General features: G+C 53.6%; 13 protein-coding genes and 1 tRNA gene. 3 read left to right on the forward strand and 11 right to left on the reverse strand.

Features of this window, described 5'->3' with window-relative positions; translation table 11 throughout:
- Positions 1 to 32: 32 nt before the first annotated feature.
- From GC101_RS18355 to GC101_RS18365, 3 genes are all read right to left on the reverse strand, one after another.
- Complete coding sequence (locus tag GC101_RS18355; protein ID WP_171718417.1) at positions 33 to 407, reverse strand: hypothetical protein; 375 nt, start codon at positions 405 to 407, stop codon at positions 33 to 35.
- 98 nt (positions 408 to 505) lie between these two features.
- On the reverse strand, positions 506 to 1,516 hold the full coding sequence (locus tag GC101_RS18360; RefSeq protein WP_171718418.1) for a phosphotransferase: 1,011 nt from the start codon (positions 1,514 to 1,516) through the stop codon (positions 506 to 508).
- Between the two features lie 244 nt (positions 1,517 to 1,760).
- Positions 1,761 to 1,844 (reverse strand) — tRNA-Leu (locus GC101_RS18365).
- 189 nt (positions 1,845 to 2,033) lie between these two features.
- On the opposite strand from GC101_RS18365, the gene GC101_RS18370 reads away from it, so the two are divergent.
- On the forward strand, positions 2,034 to 2,492 hold the full coding sequence (locus tag GC101_RS18370) for a YhjD family protein (protein WP_042135775.1): 459 nt from the start codon (positions 2,034 to 2,036) through the stop codon (positions 2,490 to 2,492).
- Between the two features lie 511 nt (positions 2,493 to 3,003).
- On the opposite strand, the gene GC101_RS18375 is transcribed toward GC101_RS18370, so the two are convergent.
- The 5 genes from GC101_RS18375 to GC101_RS18395 form a co-directional block, all read right to left on the reverse strand.
- A complete protein-coding gene (locus tag GC101_RS18375; protein ID WP_171718419.1) occupies positions 3,004 to 3,681 on the reverse strand; it encodes an AlkZ-related protein in 678 nt (225 codons plus the stop codon).
- Positions 3,678 to 4,469 (reverse strand): SDR family oxidoreductase, encoded by a 792-nt coding sequence (locus GC101_RS18380; protein ID WP_171718420.1) that lies wholly within the window; start codon positions 4,467 to 4,469, stop codon positions 3,678 to 3,680. The genes GC101_RS18375 and GC101_RS18380 overlap by 4 nt, the downstream gene beginning before the upstream one ends.
- A 124-nt stretch (positions 4,470 to 4,593) precedes the next feature.
- The gene (locus tag GC101_RS18385) at positions 4,594 to 4,812 is read right to left on the reverse strand and encodes a hypothetical protein (protein WP_171718421.1); all 219 of its coding nucleotides are present in this window, start codon (positions 4,810 to 4,812) and stop codon (positions 4,594 to 4,596) included.
- 131 nt (positions 4,813 to 4,943) lie between these two features.
- Complete coding sequence (locus GC101_RS18390; protein ID WP_039309077.1) at positions 4,944 to 5,261, reverse strand: hypothetical protein; 318 nt, start codon at positions 5,259 to 5,261, stop codon at positions 4,944 to 4,946.
- Between the two features lie 108 nt (positions 5,262 to 5,369).
- Positions 5,370 to 5,939: a xanthine phosphoribosyltransferase gene (locus GC101_RS18395; protein ID WP_042135769.1), complete on the reverse strand. Its 570-nt coding sequence runs from the start codon at positions 5,937 to 5,939 to the stop codon at positions 5,370 to 5,372.
- Positions 5,940 to 6,116: 177 nt separating this feature from the next.
- Between GC101_RS18395 and GC101_RS18400 the strand changes: the two genes are divergently transcribed.
- Positions 6,117 to 7,244, forward strand: a complete 1,128-nt coding sequence (locus GC101_RS18400; protein ID WP_171718422.1) for a YkvI family membrane protein — start codon at positions 6,117 to 6,119, stop codon at positions 7,242 to 7,244.
- On the opposite strand, the gene GC101_RS18405 is transcribed toward GC101_RS18400, so the two are convergent.
- From GC101_RS18405 to GC101_RS18415, 3 genes are read right to left on the reverse strand one after another with little or no spacing between them, the layout of a single operon-like run.
- Positions 7,231 to 10,533, reverse strand: a complete 3,303-nt coding sequence (locus GC101_RS18405) for an AAA family ATPase (RefSeq protein ID WP_171718423.1) — start codon at positions 10,531 to 10,533, stop codon at positions 7,231 to 7,233. The genes GC101_RS18400 and GC101_RS18405 overlap by 14 nt on opposite strands.
- Complete coding sequence (locus GC101_RS18410; protein ID WP_246354394.1) at positions 10,530 to 12,002, reverse strand: metallophosphoesterase family protein; 1,473 nt, start codon at positions 12,000 to 12,002, stop codon at positions 10,530 to 10,532. Before GC101_RS18410 ends, GC101_RS18405 begins: the two co-directional genes overlap by 4 nt.
- 4 nt (positions 12,003 to 12,006) lie before the next feature.
- On the reverse strand, positions 12,007 to 13,143 hold the full coding sequence (locus GC101_RS18415; RefSeq protein ID WP_171718424.1) for a glycosyltransferase family 4 protein: 1,137 nt from the start codon (positions 13,141 to 13,143) through the stop codon (positions 12,007 to 12,009).
- A 190-nt stretch (positions 13,144 to 13,333) separates the two neighbouring features.
- Between GC101_RS18415 and GC101_RS18420 the strand changes: the two genes are divergently transcribed.
- Positions 13,334 to 14,740, forward strand: a complete 1,407-nt coding sequence (locus tag GC101_RS18420; RefSeq protein WP_171718425.1) for an RsmB/NOP family class I SAM-dependent RNA methyltransferase — start codon at positions 13,334 to 13,336, stop codon at positions 14,738 to 14,740.
- Positions 14,741 to 14,757 lie beyond the last annotated feature (17 nt).

Here is a 14,757-nt window from a genome sequence, read left to right on the forward strand (position 1 = left end):
CTTTATTAGAATACCATGCGAAACTCCCGGTGCTACGCTTCTTTGATTTTCCTTTCAATTACGTAGAATAATAAAAAACCGAACATCAGACCGCTAATTGTATGAGCTGTTGTTCCCGGAGTGATCACAAGGTAGCCCAAAGGTAAATCATAATAAGAAATAGATAGACCCGACCAAAATAATAATGGAAGTAAAGAGACATAGAGTGAAGGAATGCCGAATATACAGAGCTTAAGCCAATTTATTGTCCATTCTCCAGTCTTCCGTAGTAATTCAAAGAATCTTAGCAAACCGAGTAATAATCCAAAGAAAATCGGAAAGAGAACAGAAAAGACAACGCTGGTTTTAAGTTGATAGGTCTTAATTGCTTCCCGTTCGGCAGCCCAACAGGATTGACAATCCCCCATCGTCTTTCTCCCATTATAAAAACCTCCTCCTTCACATTTATATAATAATATTAAGTATTCCGCCGATTAGTTGATTAAAATAACATCATCCATCCATTTCATTCTAGTAGACTTGCTACTGAATTGGTATAGCTCTCTACCCAATGCGAAAATGGCAACTCATTATCCCAAGTAACCATATTCATTGCTTTTGCACAGCCCCAATCCAAGACTCGTTGATGAAGCATATGTACTTTGATACGTTTTTTTAAGGCTTCCTTTTCTTCTGAACCATCGAAATAAACTTTTAAAAGATGACTAGCGAGTTCGGCTTCACCGTTATCTAAATAGATCGTAATCATCTTTATCAAATCAGAAATAGGGTCTCCAAAATATGAATTAGTGAAATCAAATAAGCCGCTTATTTCCCAGCTGTTCATTCCTGGGTGTATGAGGAAGTTTCCAGGCTTGAAATCGCCCATCACGAAGCTTGGAGAGGTAAAATCATCAAAAGCCTCTTTGGAGTCCTCCATTAATAAATTGGCCCATCTTAAATCTTCATCTGTTATTACTGAATACTTCTTAGCATCTTCTAACCAAAACTTAATTCGATTATACAGCCATATCGTATAACTTCCCTCAAAGGCAGCAATATTGAGATTATTGGTATCGAGTTCGCCGAAGCGGGTAACTTTCCAGCTATGCAGATCAGCTAAAGTCTTCGCAATTGATTCTGCTATTTTGAACTTGTCTGCTGTACTTAGTGTGATCTTTAGATGTTCTGAATTCATATGTTCGCCTTGTAGGCAAGGCATTAAAGAGTAGCTCCATCCAAATATCTCTTCTGAATCATCGATTAGATAGGGAGTAGGAACAGTTACATTCGTTCTTTTATGTATGTTTTCTATAAAGTACTTTTCCTCAATGAATTGTCCGGGATACAATGGATTTCCTTTTAGAATAAATTCTCCTTCGTTTGAGGAAACATACATCGTTTGTCCCATAGCACCATTCACAGTTTTTTGGAAAGAAATAAGTTTACCTAAATTAAATTTATCAAGCATCAACTGCATTTGATCATCATGTACTACCCCTAACTTATTTGATGCAAAAATTATTGCAGCAGTCACATAATGACCTCCTTTTATTTGCCCAGTCTGTTGAGGCTTACATTTCTTCTCTTGCTTGAACCGATCGAATTGCCAGTAAAATTTTCCATGTGTATAATATTACCAGACAAATGTTGCCTAACACAATGCCTATACTGATCCATCTGGACTGACTCCGCCTGTATTCATTTCCAATTCTCCACAACAAAAGACCCGTACATTACCTATAAGGTAAAATGTACGGGTCTTTTGTTGAAATCAGTGATGCGGTCAAGAGGACTCGAACCTCCACGATATTGCTATCACTGGCACCTGAAGCCAGCGCGTCTGCCAATTCCGCCATGACCGCATATTAGGTTGACTTGCTTACGCAGTCACAAGATAGATCTTATCATGCTGGGATTTCAGAGTCAACCTTTTTATCCTTTTTTTAATTTTTGTTTATTTCCAATAATTTTCAAGATGAATATTGCATTTACTTACCCAAAGGATGTATAATGAGAACAAAGGTTCGCATACTATAAATGAGGTGATTTATATGGCGACTACCAAGAGAAACACCCTAATCACACCAACACTTCCTGAAGATATAACCAAAGACGAATTGTCCCTTGTCAGAAGCTATCTGCTGCTAACGTTTATCCATAAAGTGTTTGAGCGCGATTGCCGAGTTATTGGTAAGAGCGGTCTCTTCAAGACTCCACAGCTCTACATGGAGCTGGTCTCCAGCGCCACGAAGAAGACTTCGCTGATGCTGCAGGAGGTTACCCGTGAGCTTACGTCGCATCAGTTGAAGATCAATACCATCCGCCAGGATCAGCGCGGCGTTACGGCCGAGTATACCTGCCGGGGATACTCCGGGGATATCCATATCCTATGGCCCGGCTTCCGTAATGAGATGATGCTGCGCATGCGCGCTTATCTCGGGCTGGGTGCCGAGCTTGCCTCCGTTCTTCCCCGTGAAGAACGTGTCGAGCAGATGGCCTTGTCCTTTTAGGCCGTTACTGGTTAATCCACAAAGAGCCTCGTCCAATTTATTGGACGAGGCTCTTTTGTGTGCCTACACATCCCTACAGTTTCCATATAGTTTGAATTTGAACAAAAGCGGAACCATTCCATTTCCTCATACCTGTCCCGTTGTCCGCAGAGCGAGCCTGAGATTGTTAAATTAACACGATAAGCATAATTGTTGTACGTATTGCAACTTAGATACCTCGATACCTGGGCATTCGGACAGATTGTTGTATGAAATACAATAATTCCTCCACCAAACCGCTAGAACAAAGAGAGATGTTGCCTTTTATACAACAATTTTGGATTAGGGCCGAATTCCGGAGGAAAATGTTGTATTCTGTGCAGGATTTTTATAAGCAATGTGATCTCTGATACAAATATCGGGATACGAATTACTTGCGGCAATAGCGGCCGGAATTCACCTATTCTCTGTAGTCGCGGCTACCCCAAAATCGAAAATCAAAAGTTCAACCAGTATCGTGCGCGGCCCTCCTCTACTTAATGACCTTTTCAATCTCCTTCATCCCCGCAGCCGGGAACAGCTTCGCCACATGCTCAGCAATCCGTGACTTCGAGTCCGCAGGCTTATCAGCGTAACGCGAGGTAACCCATTCTTCCCCGTATACATGCTCACTCATCGCATACCGCCCGACTCCCCAGCCGTACGGACGCCCCTCTTTATCATGCTTGTATTCGAATCTGCTGGCTGTAATATAGGTCTGCATCTGCAGATGCGTCATTGCGGTATCGAAGCCCTTGGCCCCGTTTTTCCCGAAGCCGGCCAGCTGCTTGAGCTCATTGGAGAGCAGTCCCTCATTGTGTTCCATTAACACATCCATAATTTGTTTGCTGGGCATGGAGGCCAGTCCATCATCATATCTGGCGTCGAAGTCGTATCCGTCCCGGCGGTAATTGGCGAAGTCAGGGTACCATGCTTTGCTGATAAACCCGGCTTTTTTGTTAAAAAGCTTCGCATAAGCGATCTCGCCCCCTGCCGCAACTTCCTCACGCCACTCCCACGGTCCTTCCACATCCTTCACGAACCAGTAGCCCGCAGGAGTACACTCCTGCAGGGAGAAACCATCAATCTCACAGCGGAATAACGGAAGGAAACCGATCTCACGCACCAGATCAGCTAACTCCTGCGCATTCTTAATTACAGGCAGCTTCATGACCGACCTCCCGGTTCATACGTCCAGCCTTCGTCCCCGTGATAGATCATCAGCTTGGACATTCCGCCATCGATATTTATATTCTCCCCGGTGATGAACCCAGCAGCATCACTGCACAGGAAAAGCACCACAGCCGCGATATCCGGCGGTATTCCGACCCGTCCGGCCGGATGCTGCAGCCGGTCCGGTTCTGAATGAACCGGGTCCGCTGCTTCTCCCGTACCATGATAGGCAGTGGTATCAATCCAACCGGGGCTGATCGCATTCACCCGCACTTTACCGGCCAGACTTACACTAAGGCCGTGGGTCAACGCGCCAATCCCGCCTTTGGCGGCCGTATAGCTCTCGGTATCCGGCTGGGACATGCGCTCCCGGCTTGAAGATATATTCACGATGGATGCTCCCGGAGCAAAATATTCCTTAAGCCGCAGTGTCAAATAATACGGTGCAGTAACCCCGATCCGCTGCACATATTCGAAATCCTCGTAGCTGCACTCCGACAGCAGGCCTTTTTTGCTGATGCAGGCATTGTTAATCAGGTAATCCACGTGTCCGAATCTGCTGATAACCTGTGCGGTGAAATCCTCAATAACCGAACGCTCAGCAATATCTCCCTGATAGAAAAAAAGCCGCTTCGCTCCATACCGTTCCTCCAGCCAGTGTCCGGCCGCAAGATCAGTATCTATACAGGCAACCACCGCTCCCGCCTTCAGCAGCTCCTCCGTAATACAGCGTCCAATTCCGTTAGCACCGCCGGTGACGACAGAGATTTTATTCTGATGGTTCATATGCTCCTCCTTAGGCAGTTCAATGTAAGGGTCCTGCAAAATCAGCAAAAGTACGCTCTGGAGCGTACTCAGCTGAGTGTAAAGCTGTATTTAAAAACGGCATCTAGCGAATCCTGTTTGCTTTTTACAAAGAATCTGCTTCCGGTCTCGGCTCGCTGAACGGCTGATACAGGTAGTTCCGGTCCAGCTTCACAACACGCTTATTCGGACGCCGGATCATTACCTGGGACTCATCCCAGGCCAGCACAATCCCCTTGACATCATTGCTCTCCAGTCCATCCCGCACAACACGTATCCTTTCACCGGAAATCCGGTAGGCATCCAGCTGTTCATCACTGATCATTATTGTTCTACTCCCCTCTCTGTCCTTAGCTTGTCCAATATTTGCCTAAATCGAATCATGAAAAAGACCCAAATGATAAATCATCCGGGTCTAGTTACGAACTGGGTAAGTCTGTATGTCTTATGAAGTTCTTATATCAGCGCTTCATTCTTCTCAAACCAGAAGTCAAGAACTTTAGCGGACATCACCCGTTGTTCCAGATATTCTACCTGATGATCGGTGAATTTCTGTCTCCAGTTGAAGGACAGCTCTTCACACAAACTTGTGATTGTCAGAAGCTCCGACCAAGCTACGTAGCGTTTGTACCAGAAAAACTGAGGATGTTCGATCATATAGGGATACAAATCGTCGAACTCCGTATGTTTGCAATCCAGCGCACGTTCGAAGTGATCCTTAGCCTCGGTTAGTTTATCAATAAAAAATTGCTCTGTCACCGGTTCTTTCCCCATTGTGACGCCTCCTCTCTCATGTCTAATTTTTATTATAAAGGAAAACTTATAGGGTGAAAAGCAGATGTTTCAAAAATAGGCTATGTTCCTGTATTTGTCACTTTAATCTTACCCAAAAGTAATCGTCCCCTCACTAAGTGAGGTAATATCGACAAGCGACTCCAGACGGATACCCTGTTCCCGGATTGTACGGGCGCCAGCCTGGAAGCTTTTCTCGACCACTACGCCCAGACCCACAAGTTCGGCACCGGAACGCTGGATGATCTTGATCAGGCCGCGCGCGGCGTCGCCGTTGGCGATAATATCGTCGATGAAGAGGATTTTGTCATTCTCCGAGATGTATTGGCGGGACAGCATAATGTCCGTGACGATCCCTTTGGTAAAAGACGGCACCCGTTCGCATAAGGCATCGGGATCCGCGAGCAGCGTTTTTTTGCGCCGGGCAAAGACCAGCGGCACCTTCATCTCATAAGCGGTGGCAAATGCCACGGCAATACCCGAAGACTCCACGGTAACTACGCGTGTCACTCCAGCCTCAGCAAATCTGCGGGCAAACTCCCGTCCCATTTCCATCGTCAGCATCGGATCAACCTGGTGGTTGAGTAGACCGTCCAGCTTCAGCACCTGATCCGAAATGACGACCCCTTCCTCCAAAATCCGCTGTTTCAATATTTCCATGACTTTGAACCTCCATTACCTTTATAATTCCAGACGTTCCACTGTAATACCAGCTTATTCACAAGGCGGAAGTCATGTCCTTCTGTTCCTCATCATAACCTGTACTATGCGGACTGCACAAGGCAATCCTGCCCGCACCGCTATTTAAATCTTCGCAGCATTCAGAGGAGGAGAGCCATGAAGTCCCGAGTCCGCACATTGCAGATCGCTTTCACCTATATTGGCACCATTGTGGGTGCCGGCTTCGCCACCGGCCAGGAAATTCTCCGTTTCTTCACAAGATACGGCCACTGGGCCCTGCTGACCATCCTGTTCTCCACCGCGATATTTATTTGGCTCGGCACCAAAATGATGATTATCGCCCGGCGGATCGAGGCAGACTCCTACGAAGATTTCAACCGCCATCTGTTTGGAGAAAAGGTTGGCTCCAGCATCAGCCTGTTCACCATGATTATTCTGATTGGCGTGAACAGCATCATGCTGGCGGGTGCCGGGGCTATTTTTAAGGAGCATCTCGGAATGCCCTATCAGGCGGGGCTGCTGCTCACCATTCTCGGGTCCTACCTGCTCCTGAAGCGCGGCATTTCCGGAATCCTGCAAATCAACAGCCTGGTGGTCCCTTTGATGCTTACTCTGTCGCTGATTATTGTATTTAATACGCTGGGTGTACCCGGTGCAGAAAGATTCCTGTTCCTGCCGACAGACCACAGCTTCTTCAGTGCCTGGATGTCTCCGCTCCTGTATACCGCCTTCAATCTCGGCATGGCCCAGGCTGTGCTTGTTCCGCTGGCCCGGCATACTGAAGACGAACAGGCGCTTGTACGCGGAGGGATTCTGGGCGGAGCCGGAATCGGATTCATGCTGCTGGCAGCCCATTTTGCCATGAGCTCACAGATGCCGGGAATTCTGCAGTTCGAGATTCCGATGGGCAGCATCGCCTTCCGGCTGGGTCCCGTCGTGCAGACGATTTTTCTGCTGCTGATCTTCATGGAAATCTTCAGTACCTTCGTCGCTGACATCTATGGGGTTAGCGTTCAACTGCAGCAGCGCCTGCCGGTCGCTCCAGCCCTGGTAACCCCGCTGCTTATGCTGGTCTGTTATGTGTTCAGCCAATTCGGCTTCAGTTCCCTGCTCGGGGTATTCTACCCGATCTTCGGCGCCCTGTGCCTGGTGTGGGCGGTCATGCTGATGCGTGCCCCCATGTCACAGCCGCCGCGGCCAAGCGGTCCGCCTGCCTCTGGAAGCGGAGGTAAGGGCATAACCATTGTGGCGGTTAAGCCGGTGATCCGGACTACACGGAAATAACCGCAGCGGCAGGAATAATTCCTGCAACTGCTTCGGCTACATGCCGGTGGCAGGTCATCATCACAATCTGACGGGATACCGACAATTCGCCAAGCAGTCCGAGGGCCGCATGCAGGCGGTGTTCATCAAAATTTACAAACAGATCATCAAAGAACAGAGGCAGGTTCACCTGACTGCTCATGGTCTCTGAAAGGGCCAGCCGGATCGCCAGATACAGCTGTTCCGCCGTCCCCCGGCTAAGCAGCCCGCTGTCCATCAGCCCGGCATCCTTATGCTCCGCCTTAAGCTCCTTGTGCCCGAGAGTCATTACGATCCGGCGGTACTCCCCATGCGTCAGCTTGGAGAAATATACAGAGGCAAGCTGCAGCACCTGCGGCTGCTTCTCCTGTTCATAGATCCGCCGCGTCCGTCCCATAAGCTCGGCCGCCAGCGCCGTTACCGCATATTGCCCGGCCAGATTATGCAGCGCCGCCCGCTGTTCTTCCAGCTGCTGAAGCGCCGAGTCCTCCATGCACCGCCCCCTCAGGTCCTCCCGTTCCTGCAGCAGCTTGCCGCGCTGCTGGAGCAGGGAACTGCGTTCTTCCTCCAGGCTCAACACCACTTCTTCCGCCGCCATACGTTCCTGTTCAAGCAGCCGTGCATCGTGATGCTCCAGCAGCAAGAGCAGCTCTTCCTTGCCTTCCTGCTCCCATCCGCCAAACATCGCCAGCTCCCACTGCCGTACCGACCTCGTCAGCTCACTATGCCTCATCCAGGCGGATGAACGGCGCAGGAATTGTTCACCGTCCTCAGCGCCGCCTTCCTGAAGGAGCCTGCTGCTCCGCCCGTTCAGCTCCTTCTGCTCCCTCCGGTTCGCAGCCAGCTCCTCATGAACTTCAATCAGCCGCGCCTCTATACTCTCCCTGCGCAGCAGCTCTGTCTTCAGCACCTCCCATTCCCGCTTCCGCAGCTCCAGCCAGGTTAGCAGTGAAAGAGAATCCGGTGAAGCTTGAGTTGAAGCCTGGGCTCCGGCAGGAGGTTCAGCTTGGGGCTCCGGCTGCGGGCCTGATTGTGAGTCGGGATGTGCGGAAGAGATCAAAGTAACAGAGGAGTGATCCCTGCGGGCCTCGGCAGCAGCCTCAGTATCTCTAAGCAGAATCATCCCTTCCTGCTCATAAGCAGCGCACTCTGACTCCAGTCCGCTGAGCCGGAGGGATAATTTGCCCTGCTGGCGGAGCAGTTCATTGCCCTGCTCCGCCAGGGCGAAGATATCCGGCAGGCTGTCCGGTGACAGCCCTTCCGGCAGCCCCCGCTGGCGCAGCCATTCTTCATAACGAGCGGCCAGCTCTGTGAAGCTGGCTTCGGCATTGTCCAGCTCCTCTGCCAGTACCCGCTCCTGTCCGGCCAGCACCGCGAGCTCCGTGCGGCAGGCCTCGACTTCAGCCGTCTGCCGTTCGACGCGCTGGCGCCACGCATTCCACGCCTCCATCAGGCGGCGCAGCTCCTTCATCCCGGCCTCCAGCCCGCCGGCATCTTGCATCCCGCTCTCCGGCTTCGCCCCGGAGAGCATAAGCCCGCGCAGCCGCAGCATCTCCGCTGCGGCCTTGCCCGCCTCCCCGCCGCCCGGTGCAGGCGGCGGATTAACGGCCGCCGCTGCGCGCATGGCGGCCCACAGCCCCAGGTCCGCTGCGGCCAGCAGGCCGAGCGCGGACCACGCGCTGACCGGCGGCGCGCCGGTCAGCCATAGCGCAGGCGGCAGCAGCAGCGTAAGCGCTGCGCCCGCCTGCAGGAGGCGCCGGTAGCGCTGCGCCCGGCGCCCGTTCCCGCCGGGGCGGCTGTCCCCGGCGGCAGTGCCTCGGCGGCGCGGGACCTCCGCGCCGCCTGCAGAGCCGCTGAGCAGCGCTTCGCGCCAGCGCTCTGCGGCCTGCTGCAGCTCGTCCCACAGCTGCAGCAGTTCACGCGGGCTGCGCTTCGCAATGCCCGCGAAGTCCGCTGCGCCGCTGGCGTGTTCGCGCGCAAGCTGGCGCTCGGCCGCCTGCAGCGAAGCACTGGCGGCGGCCGTTCTGGCGCGGAGGCTCAGCAGCTCCGCGCCTCTGGTCTCCATTTGCCGGTCGTATCCGGCAAAGGACGCAGCGTAGCGCCGAGCGGCTTCCCGGTCCGCCGCGCTCGCTGCGAAGCCCGCCAGCTCAGCGGCGCTCCAGCCCGCGCCAATGCTGCGCAGGATTCGCTGGAGCTGTTCGCCCAGCGCGGCAAGCTCACCCGTCAGCCGCTGCCGCTCCGTGCGCTTGTCCTCATAGCTGCCCCGTCTGCGGTCCAGCGCTTCGAGAGCCGGCCCCTGCTGCTCCAGCAGGGAATCAGGCGGATTCGCGGCAAGCTCAGCCGCAAGCTCTGCCTGCAGCCGTTCCAGGCGGAACGCCGCGCCCTGCAACCCCCGCAGATCACCCTCCAGTGACTTCCAGCGGTCCACTCCAGCTTCAGGGAACGCATCGATCTGCGGAAGCTCTGCCAGCTCAAGCCGGGCTTCAGACCATTTCAGCCACAGCTCGCGGATTTCCTGTGCCTTCCGCAGCTTAAGCAGCCGGTCTGCCGCGGTTTCCCGGCTATCTTTCATCTGTAACAGCTTCTGCTCTACCGCTTCCAGAGCCAGGGTATTCTCATTATATCTGGGCAGATAGGAACGGCTCTCCGCTACCTCCCGTTCCAGCTTCTCAATAGACTGCAGAATCTTGGCGGCATCCTGTACCTTGCCCCGAGGCTTATAGAGCTTCTCGGCATCCTGGACCAGGCGTTTCTCCGCCCGCATAATCTCACCGCCGCCGCCCATCCCGGCATGGAACAGGTAGCTGCTCATCTCACCGGACTGCAGCGCGCCAAGCTCCTGCAGCTCGTCCAGCGAGACGGCGAACAGCTGGCGGAACATACTCCGCGAGATGCCGCCCAGCAGGCGGCGCTCCAGCTCAGCCTGCGGCAGCTCCTCAGTGGTTCCATCCGGATGGCTAAGTGTAATCTGCAGCTTCTCTCCTCTTCCCGGTCCTTCACCGCCGGAAGCAAACCGGCGGATCGTCCAGAGGGCGCCTGTATCGTCACGCGCATTCAGCACCCCGCCATGTGTTCCACCCTGCAGCGGCTCATACCGCTCGGCAGGATACGCCCTGCCGGGGATGCCGTACAGCATCGCGCGGATAAACTGCAGGGTAGTGCTTTTGCCGGCTTCATTACGCCCGAAGAGCACAGTGACCCCTTCGTTCAGCTTCATCTCCCGCCGGGCCAGACGGCCATAGCCGTCAATCCGCAAAGACTCAATTTTCATTCAGCATCCCCCCGCTCCCGCCATACAGTCAGGTCTGCCACTTCCCTGTCACTGTCCTCTTCCTCCGGCATCACCATATTCACCGCTGATCCGCCGGCTCCGTCTCTTTCCGAGGGTCCGTTGGCCCGGGCAGACACAACCTCTTCTCCTGCCGCAGGACTCTGCGGCACAGTAGCCTGCTCCTCTACTCCGCTGAGCAGCACAATGCCCAGCTCCGCAGCACTGCCCAGCCACTCCCGCTTCTCTTCGCTCCCTGTGGACATGAGCAGCTTGCGCAGCTCCTGATTCTCCATTAGCGGCCTTAGCGCGGTAGAGATCAGTTCCTCCAGCTCCTGCTCGTTCCCGCCGCTCCGTCCGGCAAGCCGCAGCATTTCGCCGAGGAAGCTGTCCTCCAGCAGCAGACGGCCCCGGTCAATAGCCAGTCCCGTTTCTATAGAGAAGCCTTCGGTCCATACGAGCCCCGCATACTCCTTACGTTCCGCACGGACCGTTTCCCTCCGCTGCAGCTCAACGAGCAGATCATCTGCAGCCCCCTTCTCCGTTAGCACCTTATGTATAGCTCCCCGCCCGGTCAGACGGAACCTTACGACAGACATCAGCTGAGGTGTTTCTGCCCGGAGGTCTTCAACCGCATTCTCAACGGCCCGCGTCCACTCAGCCTCATCCGCCAGACCCTCCACCGGGATCTCACGGACCTTCCAGCGCACACTGTCCAGTTCATGGAAGGTCAGCGACGCAGCACCTTCTGCATCCACGTGGACGGTATAGCAGCCTTTAGGGCCAGTCTCTTTAATACTTCGTCCCTGAATATTTCCCGGATAGACAATCGGCGGACGATCATGCAGAATACTGCGTTTATGAATATGCCCCAGCGCCCAATAGTCGTAGCCCCTGCCGATCAGATCCTTGCGGCTGCACGGAGAGTACGTCTCATGCTGGAGATCCCCGTCCACATTGCCGTGCAGTAAGGCAATGTGGAACAAGCTGCTGCCCGGCTGACGGTTATACCGCAGCGCCGTATTCTCAGTCACCTTGGCAGTTGGATAGGAGATTCCGCTGATCACGGCTACCTCCCTGCCATCCTCTCTGCGGCGGGCGATAGCCTGTTCCGGTTCGCTGCCGCCGAACACTGTAACATGATCAGGCGGTGCCTCTGCCAGACGCGGGCCGTCCAGCGGATCATGATTTCCGTGAATCAGGAATACCTGAATCCCGTGCAGCCCGAGTTCCTCCAGCGCTTCCCGGAACCGGAGCTGGCCCTGAAGAGAAGCATCGGAGACATCATAGACATCCCCGCTGATCACTACGAAATCTACCTTTTGCTCTATAGCTACGCCAACAAGCCGCCCGAGGGCGGCGAAGGTGGACTCCCGGAGATAGGAGCGTATGGCCTGCGGAAGATGGGACAGCCCTGCAAAGCGGCTATCCAGATGCAGATCCGCAGCATGCAGGAATCGAAAAGGAATCATAACCTCACCCCTTCATTCCCGGCTGAAACTGCAGGTAAGTCTTCTTCAGTTCATTGGCTACCCGGGTCAGGGAATAGAGGCTCTTGGCCTTATCCCAGGCCGAACGGGACAGCTCATAACGGTAGCCGGGATCACTGATCACTTTCTCAAGGGCATCCGCCAGGCCCAGCTCATCATCCGGATTCACCAGCAGCCCGTTGACGCCATCTTCAATCTGCTCGGGAATCCCGCCGACATTCGTCCCGACAAGTGCAAGGCAGCTGAGTGCAGCTTCCGCAAAAACTGACCCGAACGCTTCCGCCCGCGAAGGGAGGACAAAAATATCAAAGAACGGCATGAATTCCTCCGGATGCAGCGTATAGCCGTAAAAGATCGTTTCATTATAAATCCCCAGGTCCTGCGCCAGCTGCTCCAGCTCCGCCCGGCTCGGTCCATCCCCGATAATATGCAGTACATATTCATGGCCCCGCTTTTTGAGCTCGGCACAAGCCTTGAACAGTGTATCTATCCCTTTGGCCGGTACCAGACGGGTAACAGTGACCAGCTGCGGAATATCATTGTCATGCGGCACAGGCTTGAATCTCTTCTCGTCGAACCCGTTGGGAATGACACCGACGCTCGCAGGATGATCTATATATGGAGTTAAATATTCGGCAAAAGCGCGCGAAACCGTCATCAGCCTGTCGCTGACATGCTCCAGCTCCCGGTAAATCGAGACCAGAAACTGATGCTCCAGGCCGCCCTCCTGGATGGCTCCATTCAGAATCAGCTCGCGTTCATAGCTGGAGTGCAGCGTTTGAATTAAAGGAATTTCCGGATATATTCTCTTCATCGCCAGCCCGGCAATCGGGTGATGGGCATGGATCAGATCATAGCTTTTGCTCATCCGCAGCTTCGTCCACCAAATATAATCACGGTAGGTTTGGATATATTTTTGCACAACCGGACTTTCGCCGTACTGTGTCCAGTCAAAGGTTTCAAAGACAATCTCTTCGCGTCCCTTGCCCCGGATCCGTTTGGGCAGCCAGAACAAATCCATCTCCCAGCGGCTGGACCGGAAGCGTTCCTGCAGATAAGGGATCATAGAAGATACACCACCGGGCTGCTCCGGCGGGAAGAATAGCGCTTGCAGCAAGTTCATAAGGTACATCTCCCTTTACAATTGCCCTGATTACGGTGAGACCCGGCAATTATGATATAGTTGTGTATATGTAGAAGTACAATTACAGGTACGCTAAGGTCCATACTTTGATTTTATCGGTATCTACCTGAAACAGCAACTAAGATGACAGCTTTACTTATCTTGGATTTTGATTAGAGGAGAATGACGTATGAATGAAGAACGGCTGCCTGCCGCTTACACCGCTGACATTAGAGAGATGCTGGGGGATACGGCAGACGCTTTTCTGGAGAGCTATCATGCACGGCGGACCCAGGGTCTGCGGTTCAATGGTTTAAAAAGCATTTCAGATCCGGGCCGCACAGCTGCGGAACAAGCAATATCCCAATTTAGCCTGTCGCCGGTACCTTGGTGTCCTGCAGGATTTTATTATGAAGAGCCTGCACGGCCGGGGAGACATCCTTATCATACCGCCGGACTATATTATATTCAGGAGCCCTCGGCAATGTCCGCAGCTGAGCTGCTTGGACCGCTTCCCGGGGAGACTGTACTCGATCTGGCTGCCGCACCGGGAGGCAAAACCACCCATATTGCCGCGCTGATGCAGGGACAAGGCTTGCTGATATCCAATGAAATACATCCGGAACGGGCCAAAATACTCGCAGAAAATGTAGAGCGGCTTGGGATAGCTAACGCGCTTGTCACCTCGGCAACCCCGGGGGAACTCTCCAAGCGGTTCCCTGAAGTTTTTGACCGGATTATGCTTGATGCCCCTTGCTCCGGTGAAGGAATGTTCCGCAAAGATCCTGCTGCCGTAAGCGAATGGTCACCGAAGCATGTGGAGATGTGCGCGGCCAGACAGTGGGATATATTGCAGGATGCCTACCTGATGCTGAAGCCGGGCGGCAGTATGGTTTACTCGACCTGCACCTTTAACCGCAAAGAAAACGAGGAGACAATGGAACGCTTCGTACAGAGCTATCCCGATATGGAGCTGATCGTTACGAAACGGCTGTGGCCTCATTTGGAAAAAGGAGAAGGGCATTTCGTAGCCCTGCTGCGCAAGGCAGTTGTAGAGGAAGATGCCGAACCTGCACAGCGTCAGGGCCGCAGCAAACGCGGAGACCGCGGCAAGAACAGTCCGAAAGTAAGCTCCTCGCTCCGGGATGCCTATCAGCAGTTTATGAGCTGGTCGTCGGTAGAACTGCCCGGGTTTGCCGGAAGCGGCGTACCGCTTCTCTTCGGTGAATCCCTGTATCTGCTGCCTGAAACATTCAATGACCGGCTGCATACCGGCCTGCTCGACGGCCTTAAGGTTCCGCGTGCCGGACTGCATATTGCCCACTTGAAGAAAAACCGGATTGAACCCGCCCACGCTCTGGCTATGGCGCTGAGACCGGATCAGGCGGCGCGGAGCTATGATATGCCTGCCGGGGGTCCGGAAATTCAGGCCTGGTTGCGCGGAGAGAGTCTGCCCGTTCCGGCCAGCCTGCATGGCTGGACACTGGTCAGTGTGGATGGCTTGCCCGTAGGCTGGGGCAAAGCCAGCTCCGGCCAGCTGAAGAATCATCTGCCCAAGGGCCTGCGGATTCTGAAAGCCCATATTGATGAGGTTTAGGCTGCTGACCAGTTCAG

Source organism: Paenibacillus phytohabitans (assembly GCF_013141775.1).
Classification (GTDB): Bacteria; Bacillota; Bacilli; order Paenibacillales; family Paenibacillaceae; genus Paenibacillus_AQ; species Paenibacillus_AQ phytohabitans.